We start from the raw sequence: 23569 nt of genomic DNA, 5'->3' as shown, positions 1-23569 counted from the left end.
CTCAGTCGGGGTCCCGCGGCAGGGCGAGCTGGCTGACAGAGATGTCCGTGGGTTCGCCGAGGGATCCGATCAGTGCCACGGCCGGTTCAGGGGCCGGGACGTGCACGTGCACCCGCCAGCGGTATTTCCCGTCGGCGTCAGTGGCACCGCCCACCTGGCTCATGATCACCGAATCACCCATTTCATCCAGCCGCTGGCGCAGTGTGGCGGCGTCCAACGGCGAAAGGCTGATGGTGCACATGACTTCCACGCCGTCGTCGTCGGGCATGTCCGCATGGATGTGCGGATCCTGGACGTCATAGCCGTGGAGGCCGTCCAGCATGTCGCTTTGAAGTTCCTCGCCGAGCACCGCTGAACGCAGGCAGTCGAGGATGAGGAGCATTCCGACCCCGCCGGCGTCCACGACATGGGCCTCGTGCAGGGCCGCCAACTGGTCCTCGGTCCTGACGACCGCTTCGAGGGCCGCCTCAACCGCCGCATCGAGGGCAAGGCCCAGGGCGTGGTTGCTGTCATCGCCGTTCTGGTCGGCATCCACGCCGGCGGCAGCGCGCGCGGCCGCCTCCATGACCGAGAGCATGGTCCCGGGAACGGGATCGCTCAAGGCGGACCAGGCCCTGATCTGGGCGCGGTTGAGGGCGGCTGCCAGCAGCGGCGAGCTCAGGCGGGCATGGCCGGCCAAAGGCTCAGCGGCGGCGCACAGGAACACCGAGAACAGGGTTCCCGAATTGCCGCGAGCCTGTTCCATGGCGGCCTGGCCTGCCCGCGCAAGCACGGCCCCGACGTCCTGCTGGCCCGGGGTCCTCCCGGGTTGCTGCGAAAGTTCGGGGTCGGGCGATATGGCGGCGCCGTTGACCGCCTGCGCAGCGGCACGGACCGTCAGGTAGAGGTTGGTGCCGGTGTCGCCGTCGGCCACGGGAAAAATGTTGATGGCGTTGAGGCGGTCGCTGTGGTTCCCGAGCGCTGTTTCGGCCTTGCCCAACCACCGCTTCATCGCTTGCGCGTTGGCGGCAATCTTAGTCTGCAAAGTGATCCCATCCCACAGTGTCCGCGGGCCGGCCCGCTATCTTCACGCCAGTGCTTTCCGTTGGTGCAAGGGCTTCTACTGAGCCTATCGCAGCGAAACCCGGAGGCAGCTGTACGTCCGCCGGGAATGTGGCAAGGAGCCCATGGTCTTCCCCGCCGCCCAGCACCCAGGCCATGGGGTCGGCGTCCACCTCGTCCGCGGCGGCGGCTAATGGTTCCGTGAGCAGCTTCAGTGCCGCCGGATCGAGGTTCAGGACGATACCGCTGGCGGCGGCCAGGCGGTGGCCGTCGCGGACCAGTCCGTCGGAAATGTCCATCATGGCCGAGGCGCCCGAAGCCAGGGCAGCCGGCCCGGCTGCCAGCGGCGGTAGCGGCCGGCATTGCCTGTCCATAACGGTTCGCAGCGCCGGAGACAGCAGGTCAACGGCCGGCCCGGATTCAAGCAGGGCAAGCCCGGCCGCCGCGTGCCCCACCGTTCCGGCCAGGGCGACGGTATGGCCCGGGCGGGCGCCCGAGCGCAGAACAGGCTGCTTCCCGGCCAGGGTGCCCAGGATGGCCACCGTGACCGCGAGTTCGCGGCCACGGCCGAGGTCGCCGCCGGCCACCGAACATCCGTCGGCGCCGAGGTCGTGGATGGCATGGGAAAGCCCGTCGGCAAAATCCTCGACCCAGGAAACGGGCGTCTCGGGCGGCAGGGTCAGGCTCACCACCATGGCCGTGGACCGCGCGCCCATGGCGTTGATGTCGCTGAGGTTTTGCGCTGCAGCCTTCCAGCCGACGTCGAAGCCCGTGGTCCGGTATCCGTTGCGCCACACCAGCCGGAAATCCTGGTCCTGGACCTGGGTGTCAATGCTGACCACGGTCCGGCCGTCCGGGGCTGCCACGATGGCGGCGTCATCACCCGGTCCCAGCAGGAGCGCCGAGGCCGCTGCTCCGCCGTTCGGGTGCAGATTGTTCAGGCGCGGGAAGATCCTGGCGAGGAGTTCGGATTCGGAAAGTCCGGCGACAGTGAGGTGAGATTCAGGCACACCACTACGCTACAGTCCGGGACCGACATCCGGTTCCGGGGCCGGGCGCCGGCATCTCCTGTCCGTCCGGCCGGGCGCCCGGGCCGGGATAGGCTTAAACCATGCACCAGCTCCGCACCCCGGCTTCCCTCCGTTCGCTTCGCCTGCCCGCAACGGCGGCGGCTGTGGTGCTGGCCCTCAGCGGATGCGCCCCGGTGGTGGATGTGGCGCCGGCCAAGGATGCGGCCAACCCGGCCTGCGCCCCCATGATGGTGGCCCTGCCGGACACCATGGGGGATGCGGGGCTGCGGAAGACCAACAGCCAGGCAACCGCCGCGTGGGGCGATCCGTCCAAGGTCATCCTCCGCTGCGGGGTCAATGTTCCCGGCCCCACCACCGACCGCTGCGTCAGCGTCAACGGCATCGACTGGGTCATCAAGGAAGGCGACCCCGTGTGGACGCTGACGACCTTCGGCCGCGAACCGGCCACGGAGATCCTCATGGACCCCGACCAGATCAGTTCCGCGACCGTGCTGGCGGAACTCTCGGCCGCTGCCGGGAAGATCAAGGCCACGAGGAACTGCGTGGGCCAGGAAGAGCTGCAAAACCTGCCCACCGGGCAATAGGGTCCCGACCAATAGGGTCCCGACCGGCCGGGGCCAACGGCACACGCGTCCCGGCCGGGCGACGCTAGCGCAGCCCGGTCTTCCGGTTCAGCGCCAGGTAGATCAGTTCGTCAATGAGTTCCGCGTAGCCAAGGCCGGAGGCGGCCCACATCTGCGGGTACATGCTTTTCGGCGTGAAACCGGGCATGGTGTTGATCTCATTGATGATCAGCTCACCGTCGGGGGTGTAGAAGAAGTCCACGCGGCTCAGCCCTTCGGCCCCCACGGCGTCGAACGCAGCGGCGGCAAGCTCGCGGACCCGGGCGATCGCCTCATCGGGGAGGTCTGCGGGGCAGCTGAGCGACGCGGCGTCGTCCTCCACGTATTTTGCGTTGAAGTCATAGAACTCGTGTTCGCCAGGTGCCACGGCGATCTCTCCGGGCATGGACGTGCGCGGTGCATCGGTGCCGCGCCCTTCGAGGACGGCGCATTCGATTTCGCGGCCCACGATTCCGGCTTCGATCACGAGTTTGAGGTCATGCTCACGGGCCGCCTCGATGGCCGCATCCAGGCCCTCCAGTGAATCCACCTTGGAGATGCCCATGGAGGACCCCGCCCGCGCCGGCTTGACGAATACGGGGTACCCCAGCAGGTCAACGCGTTTGCGGACGGACTCGGGGTCCGTGATCCACTGGCGGTCCGTCACGGCAATGTAGGGTCCCACCTGCAGGCCGGCGGCTTCGAAGACCACTTTCATGTAGTGCTTGTCCATGCCCACGGCGGAGGCCAGCACGCCGGCACCCACATAGCGGGTATCCGACAGTTCCAGCAGGCCCTGGATGGTGCCGTCCTCACCGAACGGACCGTGGAGCAGCGGGAAAACAACGTCCACGGTGCCGAGTTCCTGCGGCACTTCGTTCGGGGACGCCACGATGAGCTGGTGTTCGCCGCCGATCTCAGCAAGCGTTACCGTCCGGGCCGACGGCGCCACCTCGGGAAGCGATGAGGCCGAGAGGGACCACTGCCGGGTGTCCCCCGGGGCGAGGACCCACTGGCCGGTCTTGGCGATGCCGATGGGGATGACATCGTACTTGTCGTAGTCGATGGCCCCGAGAACGCCGGCGGCCGTGACGCAGCTGACGGCGTGCTCGCTGGAGCGGCCCCCAAACAACACGGCGACGCGGGGTTTGGTGTGGCCGTGGCCGTTCTTGTTCACTTGTACTTCCGACACAGTCAGTAATCGCCTTCGGATTTCAGGTCCCGGGCCAGCAGCAGCGGTCCCAGTTCGTCAACGGACAATTTTCCGGCCAGCACGGCAACCACTGCCGCGGTGATGGGCATCTCGACGCCGAGCTTTCCGGCAAGTTCGTGCACGGCCTGCCCGGACTTGATCCCTTCGGCTGTCTGGGTCATTTCGGCGGTGACCTGTTCCAGCGTCAGCCCCTTGCCCAGCAGGCGTCCGGCGGTGTGGTTACGGGACAACGGCGAGGAGCAGGTGGCGACCAGGTCGCCCAGGCCCGCCAGGCCGGCCATGGTCTGCGCTTCTCCCCCCAGTGCCAGGGCGAGCCTGGAGGTCTCGGCAAGCCCGCGGGTGATAACCGAGGCTTTGGTGTTGTCACCCATCCTTTTGCCTTCGCAGATACCTACCGCCAGGGCGATCACGTTTTTCACGATGCCGCCGATTTCAACGCCGACGACATCGGTGGTGGTGTACGGCCGGAAATACGGCGCGGTGCAGCTGCGGGCGATCCAGGAGGCCACCCCGGCGTCGGAACATGCCACCACGGAGGCGGTGGGTTCCTCGCGGGCGATTTCCATGGCCAGGTTCGGCCCCGACACCACAGCGATGCGCTCGGCTTTGATACCCAGTTCCTCGCAGATGACCTCGCTCATGCGGGCATCCGAACTGAGTTCGAGGCCTTTCATCAGGGAAACCACGTAGGCATCCGGGGAGATCAGGTGCCGCCACTCGCGCAGCTGCAGCCGCAGCGACTGGGCGGGAACCGCCAGCACCACCAGGTCTGCGCCGGAAAGCACCTCGGCGACGTCGGTGGAAGCGGTGATGCTGTGCGGGAGGTCGATGTCCTTGAGGTACTGCGGGTTCCGGTGCAGGGTGTTGATCTGCTCAACGACCTCGGCGCGGCGCCCCCAGAGCCGTATGCTCCGCTGGACACCGGATGCCGTTGCTGCATCGGCAAGGATCTTGGCAAAGGTGGTGCCCCAGGAGCCTGCTCCGAGGACAGCGACCGACATGGCTGAGCCCGCTGCGGCCTGCTCAGGGGTCATTTGCCGCCCCGATCGATGTTGCGCCCGTGCTTGCTCTGGTTGTGGGCGGCCGGATCCCACCGCTCAGCGGGAGGCTGTTCCGACCGCAGGGTGGCCAGGAGTCCGGTGATGGCGTCCATGATGACGCCGGTGGCAGCCGTCAGCGTGGCCTTGTCCAGCGGCCGGCCCTCGAAGGCGCTAAGGTCCACGGGGTCGCCCACGATGACGCGTGAGGTGCGCCGGGGAAAAAGGTGGAAGCGCTTCGCATAGCGCGGGAACACCTGGTGCGCTCCCCAGTGCGCCATCGGAACCACGGGAATGCCGCTTTCGAGCGCCATCCGGGCGGCACCGGTGTGCCCCTTCATCGGCCACAGCTCCGGGTCCCGGGTCAGCGTGCCTTCGGGGTAGATGACGATGGCCCCGCCTTCGTCCACCACTTCCTTGGCGACGTTCAGCGACCGGTTGGCGCCCGCCGTCGAGCGTTCCACCGGGATCTGCTTGGTGGCCCGCAGCACCGCTCCGAGGACCGGCACCTTGAACAGGCCGCCCTTCGCAAGGAAGTGCGGCATCCGCTTCTGGTTGTACAGCATGTGGCCGATGACCAGCGGGTCGATCTCGGTGCAGTGGTTGGGGGCGGCAATGAAGCCGCCCGCCGGGAGCTTTTCCAGCCCTTCCCACTTCTTATTCATCATCAGGTTCATCACAGGCCTGACGATTCCGGCGACGATGACAAAGGTGATGCGGCTCTTGGCCGTTTCCTTCACTGGGGCCCCGTTACTTGGCTGAAGTGATGTCGAAATCGGCGCCCAGCCCGGCGAGCTTCTCCGTGAAGCGCTCGTAGCCGCGGTTAATGATGTCTATTCCGGTCACCCGGGACGTGCCCGTGGCGGCCAGTGCGGCGATGAGGTGGCTGAAGCCGCCCCGGAGGTCCGGGACGTCGATGTCGGTGCCCTTGAGCTGCGTGGGTCCCGAGATGACGGCGGAGTGCAGGAAGTTGCGCTGGCCGAAACGGCACGGCACGCTGCCGAGGCATTCGCGGTGCACCTGGATGTTGGCGCCCATCCGGATGAGGGCGTCAGTGAATCCGAAACGGTTCTCGTAGACGGTTTCGTGGACGATCGACACGCCCTCGGCCTGGGTCAGCGCAACCACGAGCGGCTGCTGCCAGTCCGTCATGAAGCCGGGGTGGACGTCCGTTTCCAGGACGAGCGGGTTCAGTTTGCCGCCGCGGTGGTAGAAACGGATGCCGTCCTCACCGATGTCCATGCCGCCGCCCACCTTGCGGTAGGTGTTCAGGAACGTCATCATGTCGCGCTGTGAGGCGCCCTCCACGAAGATGTCTCCGCGGGTCACGAGTGCCGCTGATGCCCAGGATGCGGATTCGTTCCGGTCCGAGAGGGCGCGGTGGTTGTAGCCCCCGAGGTCCTTCACGCCTTCGATCCGGATGGTGCGGTCTGTCTGGACGCTGATGATGGCGCCCATCTTCTGCAGCACGGCAATGAGGTCGATGATTTCCGGTTCCGTGGCGGCACCGGAAAGCTCCGTGATGCCCTCAGCCCGGGTGGCACTGAGCAGAACCTGCTCGGTGGCGCCCACCGACGGGTACGGCAGCGAGATCTTGGCGCCCTGGAGTCCCTTGGGCGCGGAAATGTGGATGCCGCCCGGACGCTTTTCCACAACGGCCCCGAACTGGCGGAGGACGTTCAGGTGGTAATCGATGGGGCGGTCGCCGATTTTGCAGCCGCCAAGGTCGGGAATGAATGCTTCGCCGATGGCGTGGATCAGCGGGCCGCACAACAGGATGGGAATCCTGGAGTCGCCTGCGTGGGCATCGATGGCGGTGCTGGATGCGGTCTTGGCACCCTTCGGATCCAGGGTCAGGTCACCGGTCACCGGGTCCTTTTCGACCGTGACGCCGTGGAGCTGGAGCAGGCTGGTGACAACCTCGACGTCCTTGATTTCAGGGACGTTGCGCAGCACGGACGGCTCGTTGCCCAGCAGGGCGGCCACCATGGCCTTGGGGACAAGATTCTTGGCCCCGCGAACGGTGACGCGCCCAGTTAGCGGGACGCCTCCGCGGATTGTCAAAACACTACTCATATACCGGTTTCCTCACGACTACTCGCCCCCAAATCCTTACAAAGGCTCCAGCTAAGCATAGGAGCTAGCGTTACCGATCTGAAATACGGCGCGATTTTCCCAACACTGCAGAGGGGATCTGAAGCGGGCGCGGCGCGGACCGGTTAAGGGTGCGGCGTGTACCAGGCGGGGGTGCGGCAGGGATCCCGGGGACCGCCCCGCCTAGGACAGCCGTGCGGGCAGTGTCTTCGGCTTGAACGCGGGCCTGGTGGCCTCGTAGGCCGTGATGTCTTCCTCGTGCTGGAGGGTCAGCCCGATGTCGTCCAGGCCTTCCAGAAGGCGCCAGCGCGTGTAGTCGTCAATCTCGAACGGTGCCACCACATTGCCGCACATCACGGTCTTGGAGACGAGATCCACGGTCACTTCGGTGCCCGGGGCGTTCTCCAGCACCTTCCAGATGAGTTCGATGTCATCCTGGGCGACTTCAGCCGCCAGCAGGCCCTGCTTGCCGGAGTTGCCGCGGAAGATATCGGCGAACCTGGAGGACAGGACGGTCTTGAAGCCATAGTCCTTCAAGGCCCAGACGGCGTGCTCGCGGGACGACCCGGTGCCAAAATCCGGACCGGCCACCAGCACGGAGCCGGCGTTGAAGGGGGCCTGGTTCAGGATGAAGGCCGGGTCCTTGCGCCAGGCCGCAAAAAGCGCGTCTTCGAAGCCGGTGCGGGTGATGCGCTTGAGGTATACGGCGGGGATGATCTGGTCGGTGTCCACGTTGCTCTGGCGCAGCGGTACGCCGATCCCGGTGTGGGTGCTGAACTTTTCCATGGCGGATCCTTCGGTGCTGAGTGGGTCTGGGCTGCGTGCTCTGGGCTGCGCGGGCTAGTCGGCGTTGCCTAAGAGGCGTTATCTAAGCAGCGCTGCTGCGGGCTGCGGCGGACTCCGGAGCGGGGTCCAGGTCCGACGGCGAGCTGAGCGTGCCGCGGATTGCAGTGGCTGCCGCGACGACCGGTGAAACGAGGTGCGTGCGGCCGCCCTTGCCCTGGCGTCCTTCGAAGTTGCGGTTGGAGGTGGAGGCGCAGCGTTCGCCCGGCTCCAGCTGGTCCGGGTTCATGCCCAGGCACATGGAGCAGCCGGCGAAGCGCCATTCGGCACCGAAGTCCTTGAAGACCTTGTCCAGGCCCTCCGCTTCGGCCTCGAGCCGGACCCGGGCCGAGCCGGGAACCACGAGCATGCGGATGTTCGGGTCCTTGGTGCGGCCCCGGACGATGTCCGCCGCCGCGCGCAGGTCCTCCATCCGGGAGTTGGTGCAGGAGCCCAGGAAGACCGTGTCCACCCGGATCTCCTTCATCGGGGTGCCGGCTTCCAGCCCCATGTACTGCAATGCACGTTCAGCCGCGGCCTTGGCGTTTTCGTCGCCGAAGTCCTCCGGCGACGGCACCTTGGCGGACAGCGAAACGCCCTGGCCGGGGTTGGTACCCCAGGTCACGAACGGCTCCAGGGTGTCGGCGTCGAGGTCCACCTCGATGTCGAACGTTGCGTCGTCTTCGGAGCGGAGCGTGTTCCAGTATTCGACGGCGGCGTCCCACTCAGCTCCCTGCGGCGCGTGCGGGCGTCCGTGCATGTAGTCGTAGGTGGTCTGGTCCGGAGCAACCAGGCCTGCGCGGGCGCCGGCTTCGATGGACATGTTGCAGATGGTCATCCGGGCTTCCATGGACAGCGCACGGATCGCCGAGCCGCGGTACTCGAGCACGTAGCCCTGCCCGCCGCCGGTGCCGATCTTCGCGATGACGGCCAGGATGATGTCCTTTGCCGAAACACCCGGGCGCAGCGTGCCCTCCACATTGATGGCCATGGTCTTGAACGGCTTCAGGGACAGCGTCTGGGTGGCCATGACGTGCTCCACCTCGGAGGTGCCGATGCCCATGGCGAGTGCGCCGAAGGCGCCGTGCGTGGACGTGTGCGAGTCGCCGCAGACCACGGTCATGCCGGGCTGGGTCAGGCCAAGCTGGGGACCGACCACGTGGACGATGCCCTGCTCGGCGTCGCCCAGGGAGTGCAGGCGGACGCCGAACTCCTGGCAGTTGTTGCGGAGCGTCTGGATCTGCGTCCGGCTGGTGAGATCGGCGATAGGCTTGTCGATGTCCAGCGTGGGGGTGTTATGGTCCTCGGTGGCGATGGTGAGGTCCGGGCGGCGCAGCGGCCGTCCCGCCAGGCGGAGGCCTTCGAAGGCCTGCGGCGAGGTCACTTCGTGGACCAGGTGGAGGTCGATGTAGAGAAGGTCCGGCTGGGCGTTGGCACCTTCGCCGTCGCCTTTGCGCACCACGTGCGCGTCCCAGACTTTCTCGGCCAATGTCTTTGCCATGGCCATCTCCCTTCACTGCTGTTGGCTGTTTACATCCACTGAACCAGCACGCCCGCGTAATACGCCAGCCAAATGATTTGCATCTCAGATATTGAGACGGCAATATCATTACATGGACAATTCTAGTGGAGTCGGTGTCATCGATAAAGCGGCCCATGTGCTTGACGCACTTGAGGCCGGCCCCACCACTCTGGCGCAGCTGGTGGCTGCCACCGGACTGGCCCGGCCGACCGTACACAGGCTTGCCCTGGCGCTGGTCCACCACCGGCTTGTCAGCCGCGACATCCAGGGCCGCTTTGTCCTGGGAAGCCGCCTGGTGGAGCTCGCCTCCGCCGCCGGCGAGGACCGGCTGATCGCTTCCGCCGGACCGGTGCTGATGCAGCTGCGCGACGCCACCGGCGAAAGCGCCCAGATCTTCCGCCGGCAGGGCGACTGGCGTGTGTGCGTCGCGTCGGCCGAACGCCCCATCGGGCTCCGCGACACCATCCCGGTGGGTACGCAGCTCTCCATGAAGGCCGGCTCCGCCGCCCAGGTGCTGCTGGCGTGGGAGGACCACGACCGGCTGCTCGAAGGACTGCAGGCGGCGCGTTTCACGCCCACCGTCCTGGCGGGAGTACGACGGCGGGGCTGGGGCCAGAGCCTCGGCGAACGCGAGCCGGGGGTCGCCTCCGTCTCCGCGCCGGTCCGGGGACCGTCCGGACGCGTGATTGCCGCCGTCTCCATTTCCGGCCCGATCGAGCGCCTGACCCGCCAGCCCGGCCGGCTGCACGCCGAAGTCGTCTGCAACGCTGCACGGGTGCTGACCGAGGCGCTCCGTAAGAACAACGACTAAGTAGGCTGTGCCCATGAACAGCTATGGGGTATTCCTTCGCGGCATCAACGTGGGCGGCATCAACATCAAAATGGCGGACCTCCGCAGTGCGCTCGAGGAACAGGGTTTCGCGGGCGTCAAGACGCTGCTGGCCAGCGGCAACGTGGTGGTGTCCAGCGGTCTCGGCGCGGCGGCGGTCAAGAAGGACGTCGAAACCTGCCTCCGTGAGGCCTTTGGCTACGACGCCTGGGTGGTGGTGCTGACCGCAGACCGCGTTGCCGCGCTCGTGGAGGCGTGCCCGTACCCGGCTGAGGATAAAACGACGCACACGTACGTCACGCTGAGTTCGGACACAGCCGTTCTGGACGAGCTGTACGAGGCGGGTTCCCGGCTGGACGGTACGCAGCAGCACCGCCTGGGCCCCGAAGCGATGGCGTGGCTGGCGCCGGCGGGCGGCACCCTGGACAGCCCGTTCAGCAAGCTGTCATCCAAGGCCCGCTACAAGTCCACAACCACCACACGCAACCTTCGCACCATGATCAAGGTGCGCGACGCCACGCAGGCCCTGGACGACCGCTAGTCGCGGCGGGCGGATTTCAACGCGGCGTTGAAGGACTTCAGCCTGCTGACCTCCACCTCCACCGGCTCCACCACCAGCCTGTCCGCGACCGCAGCCACGGCGGTCCTGAGCTTCTTCCCGGCCGCGGCGGCCCGCAGCCCGGCAGCGGCGGCCGCCACGAACTTCCCGGCGAGGGCAAGCACAATACCAAGCACCGCTCCCCCGGCGATCATCAGTGTGGGAACAGGCCACCCTTCCACCCTGGGAACCTCGGGAACCGGGAGCTGGAGATACGCCAGGCCGGCCAGGACGCCCAGCCACGCCAGGCCGCCCAGTGCCGTGACGAGGGCCAGCCACTGGATGACGTTGAACAGTCCCCACCACCACGATTTCCGGCCGGCCATCAGCTCGGTGCCGGCAATAGCCTGGTCAAGTGCGTCAGGCAACCGGTCACGGCCTTCACGCGCCGCGCTGCGGATGGCAGCACGCCAGGGACCCGGGGCTCCGGCGCTGGCTGCATCCGCGAATTCCCGCACGGCCGCGTCCGTCCTGGCACGTTCCGGTGCCCCCGCGGGCGGCAGCGAGGTCCGGTTGACCTCGGACCTGGCTCCCTCCCGGCGCAGGTTCAGCCGCCGCAGCGGGTCGGGCCGGAACCGGACCAGCCACCGGGTCAGCGGCCAGCCGGTGCGCCGGGTGGCTTCCTGCCGGTAGGACCGCGACACAGCGTCCACCACCAGCTGGACGTTGGCGGCAGCCGCAAGCTCAGCCGCCAGTTGCGACCGTGTGCCCGCCGTGACCCCGGCAGCCTCTCCCGCCCCGGAGGCCTCCGCAAGCTGCGCCGAGGCCTTGGAGACGTCCGCGGCCAGCCGCTGCGACAATGCCTGCCGTTGCACCACCACGTGGCGGATGGCTGCCCGCACCTTGTCCACTCCCGCTCCAGTCAGGGCAGAGGCGCCGAGGATCTGGACCTTGCCCAGTCCGTCCCGGGCAAGGATGGCCTTGAGGGACTCCAGGACCGGCTCGACGTCCCGGGGCGGAAGCCGGTCGATCTGGTTGAGGACCACCAGCGTGACCGCTCCGTGGGAAGCCAGCGGCGTCAGGAAGTCGTTGTGCACAGCGGCGTCCGCATATTTCTGCGGGTCCAGCACCCACACCAGGACGTCCACCAGTCCCACCATGCGCTGGACGATCTCCCGGTTGGCGGCCTTGGTTGAGTCGAAATCGGGCAGGTCCAGCAGGACCAGTCCGGTGGATTCATCGGCGAACCCCGGTACCGCTGCGGAATGGTGCCGGCTGGTGACGCCAAGCCAGTCCAGCAGCGGCTCACTGCCCTCCGCTCCCCAGACACCCGCCAGCGGTTCCGACGTCGTGGGGCGGCGGGCCGCCGCCGTCGCGATTTCCGCGCCGCTGACCGCGTTGAAGAGCGACGACTTACCGCTGCCCGTGGCGCCGAAGAAGCCCACCACCGTGTGATCCGAGGACAGCGAACGGCGGGAACTGGCTCGCTCGAGCACCTGGAGCACGTCGTCCAGGGCCTCGTCGGGCACTACGCCCCCGGCGAGCTCGCGTGCGTCGTTGAGGGCTTCCAGGCGGGAGCCCAGGCGGGAGGCCTCCCTGGTTCCGCTGTGCCGGCTCATGCTGACTCGGCCAGACGCTGAAGGGCGCGGGCATGGCCTGAGAGAACATCCGGCGATACGCCTGTGCTGACGTCGAGGCGGTCCAGGAAACGCTGCTGTTCGGCCTGCAGCAGCTTGTGGCACCTCGCGTTCAGGTCCTCCCGTGCAGTCTTCGCGAGGCGCCTGACCGCATCCTCGCCAAAGACCGCTTCCAGGAGCCGTTGGCCGACGACGGCGGTGCCGCCCGCCACGCCGATTTCCAGTCCGGTGAGCCCTGCGGTCATCGAGAAAACGACGATCATCAGGGCGGCCCCGAGTCCGTTGACCCCGAAGGACAGCCACCGGGCCTGGGTCCGTTTGCCTTGGCCTTCCGTACGGATGAGCTCCATGAGGGCTCCCTGCCATGCGCGGATCTCCGCGGCCACCTTGTCCGGGAAACCGGGGCCGGTGCCGGAAAGGTCGTCGGTGCCCAGCAGTTGGCGTCCTGCCGGGTCGGAGCGCCAGCGCTGGTCGGCGTCCTCGGCCGCAGTGGCGGCTTCGTCGATGATGACCGCCTGGAGTCCGGTTTCAATGGCTGTTTCGACCTTGACCGCCGGAGCCGGCTCACCGCGGAAGAACGCACCCATCCGGTCCCGCATGCGCCCGATGTTCTGCTCCAGGACACGGAAGAACTCCCCGGTGCCGACGAAGTCCTGCCACCGGGCAAGGACCTCGCCCCGGAGCAGGGCGCCGTCCCTGGTAGCGTCCAGAATCCGGGCCACAGCATCCTGATAAGCGGCTCGGGCATCCTTGGCCAGGACATCCCGCGATTGCTGCTGTTCCAGCGAAGCCTGCGCCAGCGCGGCCACGCGGCCGCTGAGCGCACGAACAGTGCCGTTCAGGGTCCGGCGGGCGATGTCGGCCCTCCCGGCGGCGTCCGCTGCCAGTTCACGCACCCAGCGTGCCAGCGGCTCCACGGCCCCGTCGGGCAGCATTCCGAGGCCGTCGAGGGTGACCTCCGGAATGATGAACAGGCGGGCCGCGCCCAGGCCCTCCCGCTGCAGCATCAGGCGCAGGTCTGTGCTGACCTCCGCCTCGGCTGCCGGCGGCACCCGGTCCAGGACCACTGCCACCATGATGTCCCTGGAGGCAGCGTCCAGGAGCAGCTTCCAGGGAACGGCGTCGGCGTAGCGGTTCGCGGTTGTGACGAAAAGCCAGAGATCCGCGGCGGCAAGCAGCTGGCCTGCCAGCTTCCGGTTGTCATCCGAGACGGAGTCGACGTCGGGAGCATCCAGGAGGGCGATTCCTTCCGGCACGGCAGGGTGCCCCACCAGCACCAGGGACGATATTGACGCAGCGTCCGGCGCGGCTCCGGCCCGGTTGGCGGGCAACTGCGTGTCCACAACAGTGCCCCTGATACGGCTCAGGCTCGGCAGGACCCGCTGGTCCTCGAACCAGGCCGCGTCCGCCGGGTGGTGAAGCAGGATCGGCTGCCTGGTGGTCGGCCGGATGGCACCGGCCCTCGTGACAGGGTGGCCCACCAGTGCATTGACCAGGGTGGACTTGCCGGCACCGGTGGATCCGCCCACCACCGCCAGCAGCGGGGCGTCCAGGCTGCGGAAGCGCGGGAGGATGTAGTCGTCCAGCTGCGCCAGCGCGTTCCGGATATCGAGGCGCGCGGCGTCCGCGCCGGGCAGTGCGAGCGGCAGCCGGGCCGCGCCAAGGTCCGTGCGCACAGCTTCGAGCAGTTCCACGGCGGCGGCCGCCCGCGTGTTTTGCGCGGCAGGTCCCGGGGGCGAGCTCTCAGATGGTGACGTCACAGCTTCATCATGCCAGTTCAGCGCTGGTCCGGCTCGAATCCGGCGCTGGCCGCGCGGCTGCAGCGGCTGCTCAGGATACAACCGGAATTAAGAACAAAACGGCCCCGGGCTGTTGCCCGGGACCGTTTCAGTGGTGACCCCAGCGGGATTCGAACCCGCGTTACCGCCGTGAGAGGGCAGCGTACTAGGCCGCTATACGATGGGGCCGCGTACTTTCCAGATAGCATTTCTGCTATCAGGCTCAGTGAGTATTTCACACACAAAGCCAGTGTTTCAAATCGGATAAACCGCTCGAAACCCCTGATCTTCCGCATCGGAATGCAGCTTTCTCAGAGCTGGGATACCAGGACTCGAACCTAGAATGACGGTACCAGAAACCGTAGTGTTGCCAATTACACCATATCCCAATGGAACTTTCGGGCCGGACTTTCAGGCCTAAACCTTCGCTCTCAGCGCCTCAGCACGAGTAATTACTTTACCCGAGAGTTTTGGATGGCACAAATCGGGGCCCGACTCCCCTTCCGCTGCACGCCCAGCCCGCTGCGATGACGCACGATTCGGGTCGCCCCGCGAGAAAACCCCTTGCAATTCCGGGGCAAACAAGTTTACGCTCGGTAAGTTACCGCAGAGTAACAACGTCCCCGAAGCAGGCCTGACCGGCAGCTCTACGCCCAGTTCGGAATGTTAGCTGCATCACGGCTGGAGGCTTCCGGGGCCACACACGCTTCCGCCAGGACCGTCGAGAGGAACCAACCGTGCCACAGAGTCGTGCCACCGCTCCCCCGAATCCCCGCACGCGCGGCCAGCAGATCGCCATAGCGCTGCTTGCTTTGCTCCTTATTGCCTTGCTGGGTTTCTACACCGTGGTCACCGGCCGCATCACCGAAGGATCATCCAGGCTCAAGGACGGAGCCGGCCAGGCCTCCGCAGGCGCCGATCAGCTCAAGGACGGAGCCGGGAAGCTCGCCGCCGGCGCCACGCTGGCAGACACCGGGGCCGGCAAGCTCGCCGCCGGAGCGCAGAAGGTCCGCGCCGGCATCACCGACAAGCTGGCCCCCGGCGCGGACCAGCTCCAGGCCGGAGCCGAGAAGCTTGCGGCCGGTGCGGTGAAGATCGAGACGGACGTCACGACGAAGCTCGCCCCGGGTGTCTACAAGGTCGATGACGGTGCCGGCAAACTGGCTGCAGGTGCGGTGCAGCTCTCCGCAGCGCTGACGCCCACTGCATCCGGGAACGCGGAGAACAACCTCGCCGACGGCGCGACCCGGCTCAGTGCCGGTGCATCGAAGCTGGAAGCAGGGGCCGGCCAGCTTGCCGCCGGAACAGACCAGCTCAAGGGCTACCGCGGGGCAAACGGCAACCCGGAAACAGGCACGGGGACCGCTGCCCTTGCGCAGGCTTTGGAGCTGCTGCAGGCTGCCGCGAACGATCCCGTGCAGGGACTCGTGCCGCTCTCGGTCGTCAAGGACAAGATCGCAAAGATCACAGCAGGTGCCCACAAGCTGGACGCCGGCGCCGCCCAGCTGCAGTCCGGCGCCTCACGGCTCCACGACGGCACGGGGGAACTGCAGGCCGGGGCCGGCAGGCTGACCGCGGGCTTTGCCACCCTGAGCGGCAAGCTCAACAGCCAGGATCCGGAAAACCCCGGTGTTGTGCTTGGCACCCGGCTCCTCGCCGACGGGACTGCCAAGATCAGGGTGGGCATGGACGGCGTACCCGGAAACCCCGACCGCCCGGGCCTGCTCAACGCCGCCGCAAGCATGACCGAAGGTTCCGCCCGGCTCGCCGCTGGAACCGGAACCCTGAATGCCGGCATCAAGGGGGACCCGGCAGATCCCGCGAACCCCGGCCTGCTGGGCGGTTCGGAGGCCCTTGCCGTCGGAGCGGCACAGCTCTCGGAGGGCAACACCAAGCTCGCTTCCGGTTCCACGCAGCTTGCCACCGGGTCCGGCAAGCTCGCGGAGGGGAACGCGAAGGTGGCTGCCGGCACGGAAACGCTCTACTCGAGTGCGGCCGCGGTCTCGCCATCCGACATGGTGGGCCAGCCCGATGCGGTCACGGCCGTCGGCATGGTGGGCGTTCTGGGGCTTGGTTCGGTTGGCGCGTACGTTGCCTTGCGCAACCGGCGGAAAGCCGGCGCCACGGTGTGATCACGCCGGTGGCCCCGCCCGGACCGGGCGGGGCCACCGGCAGGGGGCTATCCCAGCAAGTCGACGAGCGACCCTACCTGGTGGCCGGCAAAGGCGGACTCCGTTTCACCGCTGCGGTTCAGCCATACGCCCAGCAGGCCTGCCGCCGTCGAACCTTCCGCGTCCAGCAGGCGGTTGTCTCCCACATAGAGCGTTTCAGCGGCATTGCTGCCAAGGAGGCGTACGCCCTCGAGGTAGATGGCCGGATCCGGTTTGGGCACGCCCACGGTGTCCGTGCCCACCAGCACCCGGATCCGTTGCAGCCCCGCAGTATCCAGCTTCACGCGCTGGTAATCGTGGACGTTGTTGCTCACCGCTCCGTACGGAATTCCTGCGGCGTCGAGGGCGTCCAGAACAGGGGCCACATCTTCGAACGCCCGGACATAGCCGTGCTGCAGGGCAGCGTAGGACGTAACCCACGCGTGGGATTCCTCCCCCTCTTCCAGTTCCACCCCGAAATGTCCCAAGGCGGCCCGGCCGCGGAGGAGCCGCTGCTCGTTGAACGTCAACTCGCCGGCCAGGTAGCGGTCGTAGAAGTGTGTGGTCTCGTGCGTGAAGATGCGCCCGAATTTCTCCCACCCGGCCTGGTCCAGGCCGGGCAGGAGATGCTCGCTGACATCACGCAGCGCCGTGGTCATGGCGTATTCGAGGTCCACCAGGGTGTCGTCAATGTCGAACAGCACGCCCCGGATGACACCGAAGCCCGTGTGCAGCACACGGCCGCCGTCGCCGCGCAGTGCAGTCATCAGCCGCGGAAAGCGTGCAGGCGGGCCAGTGAGGATGCCTTGCCCAGGATCACCATTGACTCGAAGAGCGGCGGTGAAATCCGGCGCCCGGAAATGGCGGTCCGGACCGGTCCGAAGGCCAGCCTTGGCTTGACGCCCAGGCCCTCCACGAGCGCCTGCTTCAGCGCTGCCTGGATGCTCTCGGCGTTCCAGTCAGCCACGGCGTCGAGGGCTGAGATTGCCGCGTCCAGGACCTCGGTGAGGTTTTCCGGGAGCCCCTTGCGCGCGTCATCCGCAACGTCGATGGCGTCGTCCTTCTTGAACAGGAAGGAAATCATCTCGGGAGCCTCGCCCAGCAGGGCGATGCGCTCCTGGATCAGGGGTGCTGCCTCGGCAAGGATTTCCTCTTCGCGGGCCGTGAGCGTCTCCCCCACGAGGTTGGCTGCGCGCAGGTACGGAACCAGGCGGCCCCTGAAGTCGTCCGCTTCCAGCATCCGGATGTGCGTGCCGTTGATCGCTTCGGCCTTCTTGATGTCAAAGCGCGCCGGGTTGGCCAGTACATCGTGGACGTCGAAGTGCTCGATGAGCTGTTCCACCGTGAAAATGTCTTCGTCGGCGGACAGGCTCCACCCCAGCAGGGAGAGGTAGTTGAGCAGGCCTTCGGGGATGAATCCGCGGTCCCGGAGCAGGAACAGGTTGGACTGCGGATCACGCTTGGACAGCTTCTTGTTGCCCTCGCCCATCACATAGGGAAGGTGGCCGAACACCGGCATGTAGCTTGCGACGCCGATGTCCATCAGCGCGCGGATCAGCACTACCTGGCGGGGGGTGGAGGACAGCAGGTCCTCGCCGCGCAGGACGTGGGTGATCCCCATGAGCGCGTCATCCACCGGGTTCACCAGGGTGTACAGCGGGGAGCCGTCGGCGCGGACAATCACGTAGTCCGGGATGCTTCCGGCCTTGAAGGTAATTTCGCCCCGGACCATGTCGGTGAAGGTGACGTCCTCATCGGGCATGCGGACACGGAGTACCGGTTCGCGGCCGTCCGCCTTGAACGCGGCCACCTGCTCGGCGCTGAGGTCGCGGTCGAAGTTGTCGTAGCCGAGCTTGGGGTCGCGGCCGGCGGCACGGTGGCGCGCCTCAACTTCATCCGGGGAGGAGTAGCACTCGTAGGCGTAGCCGGCTTCCAGCAGCTTGGCCACGACGTCCTTGTAGAGATCCAGGCGCTGCGACTGGCGGTAGGGCTCGTGCGGTCCGCCCGTTTCCACGCCCTCTTCCCACGAGATGCCCAGCCACTTCAAGGCCTCGAGCAACTGCTCGTAGCTCTCCTCCGAGTCCCGCGCCGCGTCCGTGTCCTCGATGCGGAAAACGAAGGTTCCCTGGGTATGCCGGGCGTACGCCCAGTTGAACAGCGCCGTACGGATCAGGCCGACGTGCGGCGTGCCCGTGGGGGACGGGCAGAACCGCACCCGGACCGGGGTTTCGGCGGTGACGGCAGGACTGGAGACGGCATTGGACACAGAAGGAGTAGTCATAGTGACTCCAACTTTACCGCCTGCCCGGGGGGCCGGGCCTCGCCGCTAGCGCCGGACGATCGGGTTGGACAGGCGGCCGATGCCTTCGATCTCCACCTCAAAGCGGTCGCCGGCCGCAACCACGCCCACGCCAGCGGGTGTACCGGTCATGATCACGTCGCCGGGAAGCAGCGTGAAGGCCTGGGAGACTACCGAGACGAGCTCGCGGACGCCCCGGATCATCTGGCTTGTGCTGCCGTCCTGGCGCAGCTCCCCGTTGAGCCGGCCCTGGATCCGGAGGTCCTCGGTGTCCAGCTCGGTTTCGATCCACGGGCCCAGCGGCGCCGATGTGTCAAAGCCCTTGGCCCGGGCCCACTGCAGGTCCGTCTTCTGGACGTCGCGGGCGGTGAGGTCGTTGCCGCAGGTGTAGCCGAAGATGACGTCATCCACGCGGTCCTCGGGCACGTCCTTGCAGATCCGGCCGATGACGACGCAGAGCTCGGCCTCGAAGGAGACTTCCTCGGAGAATTCCGGAAGCACGATGGGATCGTTGGGGCCGATCACCGAGGTGTTCGGCTTGAGGAACAGCAGCGGCTGCTTGGGGACCTCGTTGCCCAGTTCCGCGGCGTGCTCCACGAAGTTGCGTCCCACGCCCACCACTTTGCTGCGCGGAATGATGGGGGCAAGCAGCCGCACGTCCTCCAGCTTGTACTTTTGGGCGGTTCGTTCCACGCCGTGAAAGAAGGGGTCGCCCTTGATAACAGTGACTTCCTCACTGCCGGGCTCGCCTTCAACAACACCGTAGAGGGGATCAGAATCAGCTACAAAACGGGCGATACGCATGGTTCCTAGCGTACAGTCTCCGCCCGCGTGTCCTGCCGCGGGCACTGCCGCCCAAGCACCGCGCCGGAGCTCGCATCCCGGTGCTCAGCTGCGGAGGAATTCCAGCTGGGCGGCCACTGAGTTCTCCGCGGCCGCCCGGACGGCGGGCTCGATATCCGCATAGACGGCATCAGTGATTTCGCCCACTCCCGCAGAGGGACCAAGGTCCGCCAGGGCGGCCCGGATCTGCGCGAGCCGTTCGTGCCGGTGGTTCCGGTAGGCACGGACTACTGCATCGAGCGCCGGGAGCACGGCTCCGTGCCCGGGCAGCACGGTGGCCGGCCCAATCCCTTCGAGCCTGTCGAGGGTTGCCAGGTAGTCGCCCAGTTTCCCGTCGGGAAAGTCCAGCACCGTGGTGCCGCGGCCCAGGATGGTGTCGCCGGTCAGCACCGATCCGTGCCGGCCGTCGGCGGGCAGGTGAAAACAGAGCGAATCAGAGGTGTGGCCGGGCGTGGCAATCACACGGATCTCAACCCCCGCCGCGAGGATGGTTTCACCGTCAGCCAGGGGAATCCCTCCGTGGCAGTGCCCTGCATCCGCTGCGCGCACCGGCGCCCCCGTGAGTTCGTGGAAGCGCGCGGCCGCCGCCGTATGGTCCGCATGACGGTGGGTGATGAGGATCAGCTCCACCCTCCCTGCCCCGGCAAGTTCCTGCAGGTGCTGTTCATCCAGCGGCCCGGGGTCCACCACGACGGTGCTGCCCGCACCGGGGCTGCCCAGCAGGTAGGAATTGGTCCCGTCCAGGCTCATAGGGCCGGGGTTGGGGGCAAGCCGGAACCGTGTCAGGTCGCTGGCCGGAAGAATCGACGGAAAGGATTCGGGATTCACCCGTCCATCTTCGCATTGTTAACGCACGACGCCGGGTGGGCCGCTTCGATTGCGGCCCACCCGGCGTCGTGCGTCAGGAAAGTGGGGAATCTCAGGCGAGGCGCGTCAGCCAGCCGTGGGTGTCCTCGACGGTGCCCGTCTGGATGCCGAGAAGCTGCTCACGGATGGCCATGGTGGTCTCCCCCGCTTTCGCATCCTCGGAGCCGATGAACTCGGTGGCGTCCTTGAGTACTCCGATGGGCGTGATGACAGCGGCAGTTCCGCAGGCGAAGACCTCCGTGATCTCGCCCGAGGCGACGCCGTCCCGCCATTCGTCCAGGGTGATCTTGCGCTCGGTGACGGTGCGGCCCATGTCCTTGGCCACCTGCATGACGGACATCCGGGTGACGCCTTCCAGGATGGTCCCGGTCAGCGCGGGGGTGACCAGCGAGCCGTCCTTCATCACGAAGAAGACGTTCATGCCGCCGAGTTCTTCCACGGCGTTGTCATTGAACTGGTCCAGGAAGAGGACCTGCTTGCAGCCGTGGGCCTCGGCCTCCTGCTGGGCGATGAGGGAGGCTGCGTAGTTGCCGCCGCACTTGGCCGCACCGGTGCCGCCGCGGCCAGCGCGTGCATACTCCCGGGAGATCCAGATCGACACGGGCTTCAGCTCGCCGCCGAAGTAGTTTCCGGCCGGTGATGCAATCACGCGGAAGGAGACTTCCCTGGCCGCGCGGACGCCCAGGAACGCTTCGGTGGCGATCATGAACGGGCGCAGGTAGAGCGCCTCGCCGTCGCCCGCCGGAACCCACTCACGGTCGGCCTGCACGAGTTCGCGGATGGCGCCGAGGAAGTACTCTTCCGGAAGCTCCGGCAGCGCCAGCCGGCGGGCGGACTTGTTCAGCCGGGCGGCGTTGGCCTCCGGACGGAAGGTCCAGACCGACCCGTCGGCATGCCGGTAGGCCTTGAGGCCCTCGAAGATCTCCTGGCCGTAGTGCAGCACCGCCGCTGACGGGTCAAGCGAGATGGGACCGTATGCCTCGATGCGCGCGTCATGCCAGCCGCCCTTGCCGTTCTCGTCGACGCTGTAGTCGACAATCGCAGTGTGGTCGGTGAAATAGTTGCCGAAACCCGGGTTCGCCAGGATGGCTGCTCGCTCTTCAGCAGACTTCGGGGTTACCGAAGGCTGATGGGTGAATTCGACGCCATGGGCAGTCTGAGTCATGGTTCCTCCACGGTCGGCTGCCTGGTGTGTGAACGTGGTTCAGCGTCGGACCACGGCAGCATTATTGGTGATTCGAAACTAGCTTACGCCCGATGCGTGGCCCTAAACGGCGGCGGCGATAGCGTCACCGATCGCGCTGGTGGTACGCTCCCGGCCATCCCGGGTTTCGACGTCGGCAATGACTGCCGCTTCGATCTTCTTTGCCGCCTCGGCATAGCCCAGGTGGTCCAGGAGCAGTGCCGCCGACAGGATCGCCGCCGTGGGATCGGCTTTTTGCTGGCCGGCAATATCGGGGGCGGATCCGTGCACGGGTTCAAACATGGACGGGGCGGTGCGTTCCATGTTGATGTTGCCGGAGGCTGCGAGGCCGATGCCGCCGGTGACTGCGGCGGCGAGGTCGGTGATGATGTCGCCGAAGAGGTTGTCCGTGACGATGACGTCGAAGCGTGCCGGGTCCGTGACCATGAAGATCGTGGCTGCATCGATGTGCAGGTAGTCGTGGGTGACGTCCGGGAATTCCTGCGCCACCGCTTCAACGGTGCGCTTCCACAAGTGGCCGGCGTAAACCAGGACGTTGTGCTTGTGGACCAGGGTGACGTGCTTGCGCGGGCGTTCGCTCGCCCGGCGGAAGGCGTCCCGGACAACCCGTTCCACGCCGTGGGCCGTGTTCAGCGAAACCTCGGTGGCAACCTCGTGCCTGGTCCCGGCACGCAGGGTACCGCCGTTGCCTACATATGGACCTTCGGTGCCTTCGCGGACCACGATGAAATCAATGTCGCCGGGATTGGCCAGCGGGCTGCCGACGGTGCCGAAGAGGCGTGACGGTCGCAGGTTGACGAAGTGGTCCAGGCTGAAGCGAAGCTTCAGGAGCATCTCCCGTTCGATGATGCCGGACGGGATCCGGGTGTCACCGGGGGCAGCACCGACGGCGCCGAACAGGATGGCATCCCGGGTGCGGAGATCGCTGAGCACTTCCTCCGGAAGGGTCTCGCCGGTCTCCAGCCAATGCTGGGCTCCCAGCTTGTAGTGGGTCTGGTCCAGCGTGACGCCTTCGGCGGCTACAACCTTCTCCAACACTTTCAACGCTTCGGCGATGACTTCGGGGCCGATGCCGTCGCCGGGAATGACAGCAAGATTTATCGTGGATGCGCTCATCTTTTCAGGGTAGCCAAGCCATCCACATGATGGTCAAGTCGTCTCAATATTCGAACACATCGGGAGCCCGGATGGTGCCGTGTCAGCGGCCTGGCACGGGCGACGCAACCACGGCAACGTTCTTACCCCACGGATCCTCCGTGTAGCAGCTGATCAGGACCAGCCGGTTGGGGACCACCGCCCAGATGGGGCTGTCCTTCAAGGTGGCCTTTGTGTACGTGGTCACCGAGTCCACCCGGTAGGTCATGGCGCCGGTTGAGGTCGCGACTGAGAGTTCGTCCCCGGCCGCCGCGGCGGAACTCAAGTGGTTGAACGGCGCGTCGAGCCCCTCCCAGCTGTGGCCGATGACATAGCTGGTATTTACGGAGCCGGTCCCGGGCATCCCCAGGTTTGCAAGCCAGTAGCCATCCATCGTCTCCGGTGGCACGATGCTGTGGCTTGCGGCGTCCACGGATTCCGGTTCGAGCGGATGCACCACAACGTCCATGCCGGCGGCCGGGTAGATGATGCGCCGGGGTGCCGCCGCGGCGGGATAGGAAGGAGCAGGCGGTGCCCCGGGCGACCCGCCGGCGGCCAACGGTGCGGCAGGCCCCGGCACGGCGGGCAAGGCAACTGGATCCGACGTTGCAACGGACGCGGCGTCCGCCGCTTCGGCGGCAGGCACCGTGGCCGGCGCCAGCGGATCCGGCAAGCGCCCGGACAGGACGATGGCCGCCGGTTCCCCGGCAGCGGATGCTCCGTGGTCCCCGGCTCCGGTCACGCCGTAGGCCAGCCACGCCCCGAGAATCCCCGCCACGCAGAATGCCAGCACCAGAAGGTCCCTGCTGCTAAGAACCAGGCCGCGGATGCGGGCGGCATGCCGGTGCCGGTTCCGGACGTGACAGACCATGCGGGGCTCCTGAAGATTTTGGGAAGGTGATGCCAAAACCGGAGGACGGGTGCCGCA

21 protein-coding genes and 2 tRNA genes are annotated in these 23569 nt (G+C 66.9%); 4 read left to right on the top strand and 19 right to left on the bottom strand.

The window, feature by feature from the left end:
• Window position 1: 1 nt before the first annotated feature.
• Together AC6JAC_RS09320 and thiL are read right to left on the bottom strand one after the other, a co-directional pair.
• Window positions 2-991, bottom strand: a complete 990-nt coding sequence (locus AC6JAC_RS09320) for a DAK2 domain-containing protein (protein ID WP_347899859.1) — start codon at window positions 989-991, stop codon at window positions 2-4.
• 22 nt (window positions 992-1013) lie between these two features.
• The gene (gene thiL / locus AC6JAC_RS09315; RefSeq protein ID WP_497964415.1) at window positions 1014-2051 is read right to left on the bottom strand and encodes a thiamine-phosphate kinase; all 1038 of its coding nucleotides are present in this window, start codon (window positions 2049-2051) and stop codon (window positions 1014-1016) included.
• Between the two features lie 101 nt (window positions 2052-2152).
• On the opposite strand from thiL, the gene AC6JAC_RS09310 reads away from it, so the two are divergent.
• Entirely contained in the window at window positions 2153-2656 is a 504-nt protein-coding gene (locus AC6JAC_RS09310) for a DUF3515 domain-containing protein (RefSeq protein WP_497964413.1), read from the top strand.
• Between the two features lie 64 nt (window positions 2657-2720).
• Here AC6JAC_RS09310 and AC6JAC_RS09305 read toward each other — a convergent pair whose 3' ends face one another.
• From AC6JAC_RS09305 to leuC, 6 genes are all read right to left on the bottom strand, one after another.
• Window positions 2721-3866, bottom strand: a complete 1146-nt coding sequence (locus AC6JAC_RS09305) for a D-alanine--D-alanine ligase family protein (protein WP_051628955.1) — start codon at window positions 3864-3866, stop codon at window positions 2721-2723.
• A gap of 2 nt (window positions 3867-3868) precedes the next feature.
• Window positions 3869-4921, bottom strand: coding sequence for an NAD(P)H-dependent glycerol-3-phosphate dehydrogenase (locus tag AC6JAC_RS09300; protein ID WP_028271632.1), 1053 nt, complete (start codon window positions 4919-4921; stop codon window positions 3869-3871).
• Complete coding sequence (locus AC6JAC_RS09295; RefSeq protein ID WP_347899856.1) at window positions 4918-5664, bottom strand: lysophospholipid acyltransferase family protein; 747 nt, start codon at window positions 5662-5664, stop codon at window positions 4918-4920. Before AC6JAC_RS09295 ends, AC6JAC_RS09300 begins: the two co-directional genes overlap by 4 nt.
• Before the next feature lie 10 nt (window positions 5665-5674).
• Complete coding sequence (murA, locus tag AC6JAC_RS09290; RefSeq protein WP_028271630.1) at window positions 5675-7000, bottom strand: UDP-N-acetylglucosamine 1-carboxyvinyltransferase; 1326 nt, start codon at window positions 6998-7000, stop codon at window positions 5675-5677.
• A 201-nt stretch (window positions 7001-7201) separates the two neighbouring features.
• Window positions 7202-7804 (bottom strand): 3-isopropylmalate dehydratase small subunit, encoded by a 603-nt coding sequence (gene leuD, locus AC6JAC_RS09285; RefSeq protein ID WP_028271629.1) that lies wholly within the window; start codon window positions 7802-7804, stop codon window positions 7202-7204.
• Window positions 7805-7886: 82 nt separating this feature from the next.
• Complete coding sequence (leuC, locus tag AC6JAC_RS09280) at window positions 7887-9341, bottom strand: 3-isopropylmalate dehydratase large subunit (RefSeq protein ID WP_497964410.1); 1455 nt, start codon at window positions 9339-9341, stop codon at window positions 7887-7889.
• Window positions 9342-9453: 112 nt separating this feature from the next.
• Here leuC and AC6JAC_RS09275 point away from each other — a divergent pair, with 112 nt between their 5' ends.
• Complete coding sequence (locus AC6JAC_RS09275; protein WP_011692361.1) at window positions 9454-10173, top strand: IclR family transcriptional regulator; 720 nt, start codon at window positions 9454-9456, stop codon at window positions 10171-10173.
• Between the two features lie 13 nt (window positions 10174-10186).
• The gene (locus AC6JAC_RS09270) at window positions 10187-10732 is read left to right on the top strand and encodes a DUF1697 domain-containing protein (RefSeq protein WP_454698832.1); all 546 of its coding nucleotides are present in this window, start codon (window positions 10187-10189) and stop codon (window positions 10730-10732) included.
• On the opposite strand, the gene AC6JAC_RS09265 is transcribed toward AC6JAC_RS09270, so the two are convergent.
• From AC6JAC_RS09265 to AC6JAC_RS09250, 4 genes are all read right to left on the bottom strand, one after another.
• Window positions 10729-12348, bottom strand: a complete 1620-nt coding sequence (locus AC6JAC_RS09265; RefSeq protein WP_454698833.1) for a GTPase — start codon at window positions 12346-12348, stop codon at window positions 10729-10731. The two genes, AC6JAC_RS09270 and AC6JAC_RS09265, sit on opposite strands and share 4 nt — an antisense overlap.
• Window positions 12345-14126 carry a dynamin family protein gene (locus tag AC6JAC_RS09260; protein ID WP_497964407.1) on the bottom strand — a complete coding sequence of 594 codons (1782 nt, stop codon included), beginning with the start codon at window positions 14124-14126 and terminating at the stop codon, window positions 12345-12347. Before AC6JAC_RS09260 ends, AC6JAC_RS09265 begins: the two co-directional genes overlap by 4 nt.
• Before the next feature lie 131 nt (window positions 14127-14257).
• Window positions 14258-14333, bottom strand: a tRNA-Glu gene (locus AC6JAC_RS09255).
• A 128-nt stretch (window positions 14334-14461) separates the two neighbouring features.
• Window positions 14462-14533, bottom strand: a tRNA-Gln gene (locus AC6JAC_RS09250).
• 348 nt (window positions 14534-14881) lie between these two features.
• Here AC6JAC_RS09250 and AC6JAC_RS09245 point away from each other — a divergent pair.
• A complete protein-coding gene (locus AC6JAC_RS09245; protein ID WP_497964405.1) occupies window positions 14882-16276 on the top strand; it encodes a hypothetical protein in 1395 nt (464 codons plus the stop codon).
• Between the two features lie 47 nt (window positions 16277-16323).
• On the opposite strand, the gene AC6JAC_RS09240 is transcribed toward AC6JAC_RS09245, so the two are convergent.
• From AC6JAC_RS09240 to AC6JAC_RS09210, 7 genes are all read right to left on the bottom strand, one after another.
• The gene (locus tag AC6JAC_RS09240; protein ID WP_028271623.1) at window positions 16324-17061 is read right to left on the bottom strand and encodes an HAD family hydrolase; all 738 of its coding nucleotides are present in this window, start codon (window positions 17059-17061) and stop codon (window positions 16324-16326) included.
• On the bottom strand, window positions 17061-18575 hold the full coding sequence (gene gltX, locus AC6JAC_RS09235; protein WP_454698836.1) for a glutamate--tRNA ligase: 1515 nt from the start codon (window positions 18573-18575) through the stop codon (window positions 17061-17063). Before gltX ends, AC6JAC_RS09240 begins: the two co-directional genes overlap by 1 nt.
• 45 nt (window positions 18576-18620) lie before the next feature.
• Window positions 18621-19397 (bottom strand): fumarylacetoacetate hydrolase family protein, encoded by a 777-nt coding sequence (locus AC6JAC_RS09230; RefSeq protein ID WP_497964402.1) that lies wholly within the window; start codon window positions 19395-19397, stop codon window positions 18621-18623.
• A gap of 84 nt (window positions 19398-19481) precedes the next feature.
• The gene (locus AC6JAC_RS09225; RefSeq protein WP_497964400.1) at window positions 19482-20264 is read right to left on the bottom strand and encodes an MBL fold metallo-hydrolase; all 783 of its coding nucleotides are present in this window, start codon (window positions 20262-20264) and stop codon (window positions 19482-19484) included.
• A 91-nt stretch (window positions 20265-20355) separates the two neighbouring features.
• Window positions 20356-21468 carry a branched-chain amino acid aminotransferase gene (locus AC6JAC_RS09220; protein WP_011692370.1) on the bottom strand — a complete coding sequence of 371 codons (1113 nt, stop codon included), beginning with the start codon at window positions 21466-21468 and terminating at the stop codon, window positions 20356-20358.
• A gap of 102 nt (window positions 21469-21570) precedes the next feature.
• Window positions 21571-22623, bottom strand: a complete 1053-nt coding sequence (locus AC6JAC_RS09215) for a 3-isopropylmalate dehydrogenase (RefSeq protein WP_454698839.1) — start codon at window positions 22621-22623, stop codon at window positions 21571-21573.
• A gap of 82 nt (window positions 22624-22705) precedes the next feature.
• Window positions 22706-23512 carry a class F sortase gene (locus AC6JAC_RS09210; protein WP_497964397.1) on the bottom strand — a complete coding sequence of 269 codons (807 nt, stop codon included), beginning with the start codon at window positions 23510-23512 and terminating at the stop codon, window positions 22706-22708.
• Between the last annotated feature and the right edge of the window lie 57 nt (window positions 23513-23569).

It is taken from the genome of Arthrobacter sp. KUASC02, assembly GCF_059739395.1.
Note: the sequence above shows the minus strand (reverse complement) of the source record. Positions and strands in the feature narration are given on the sequence as shown.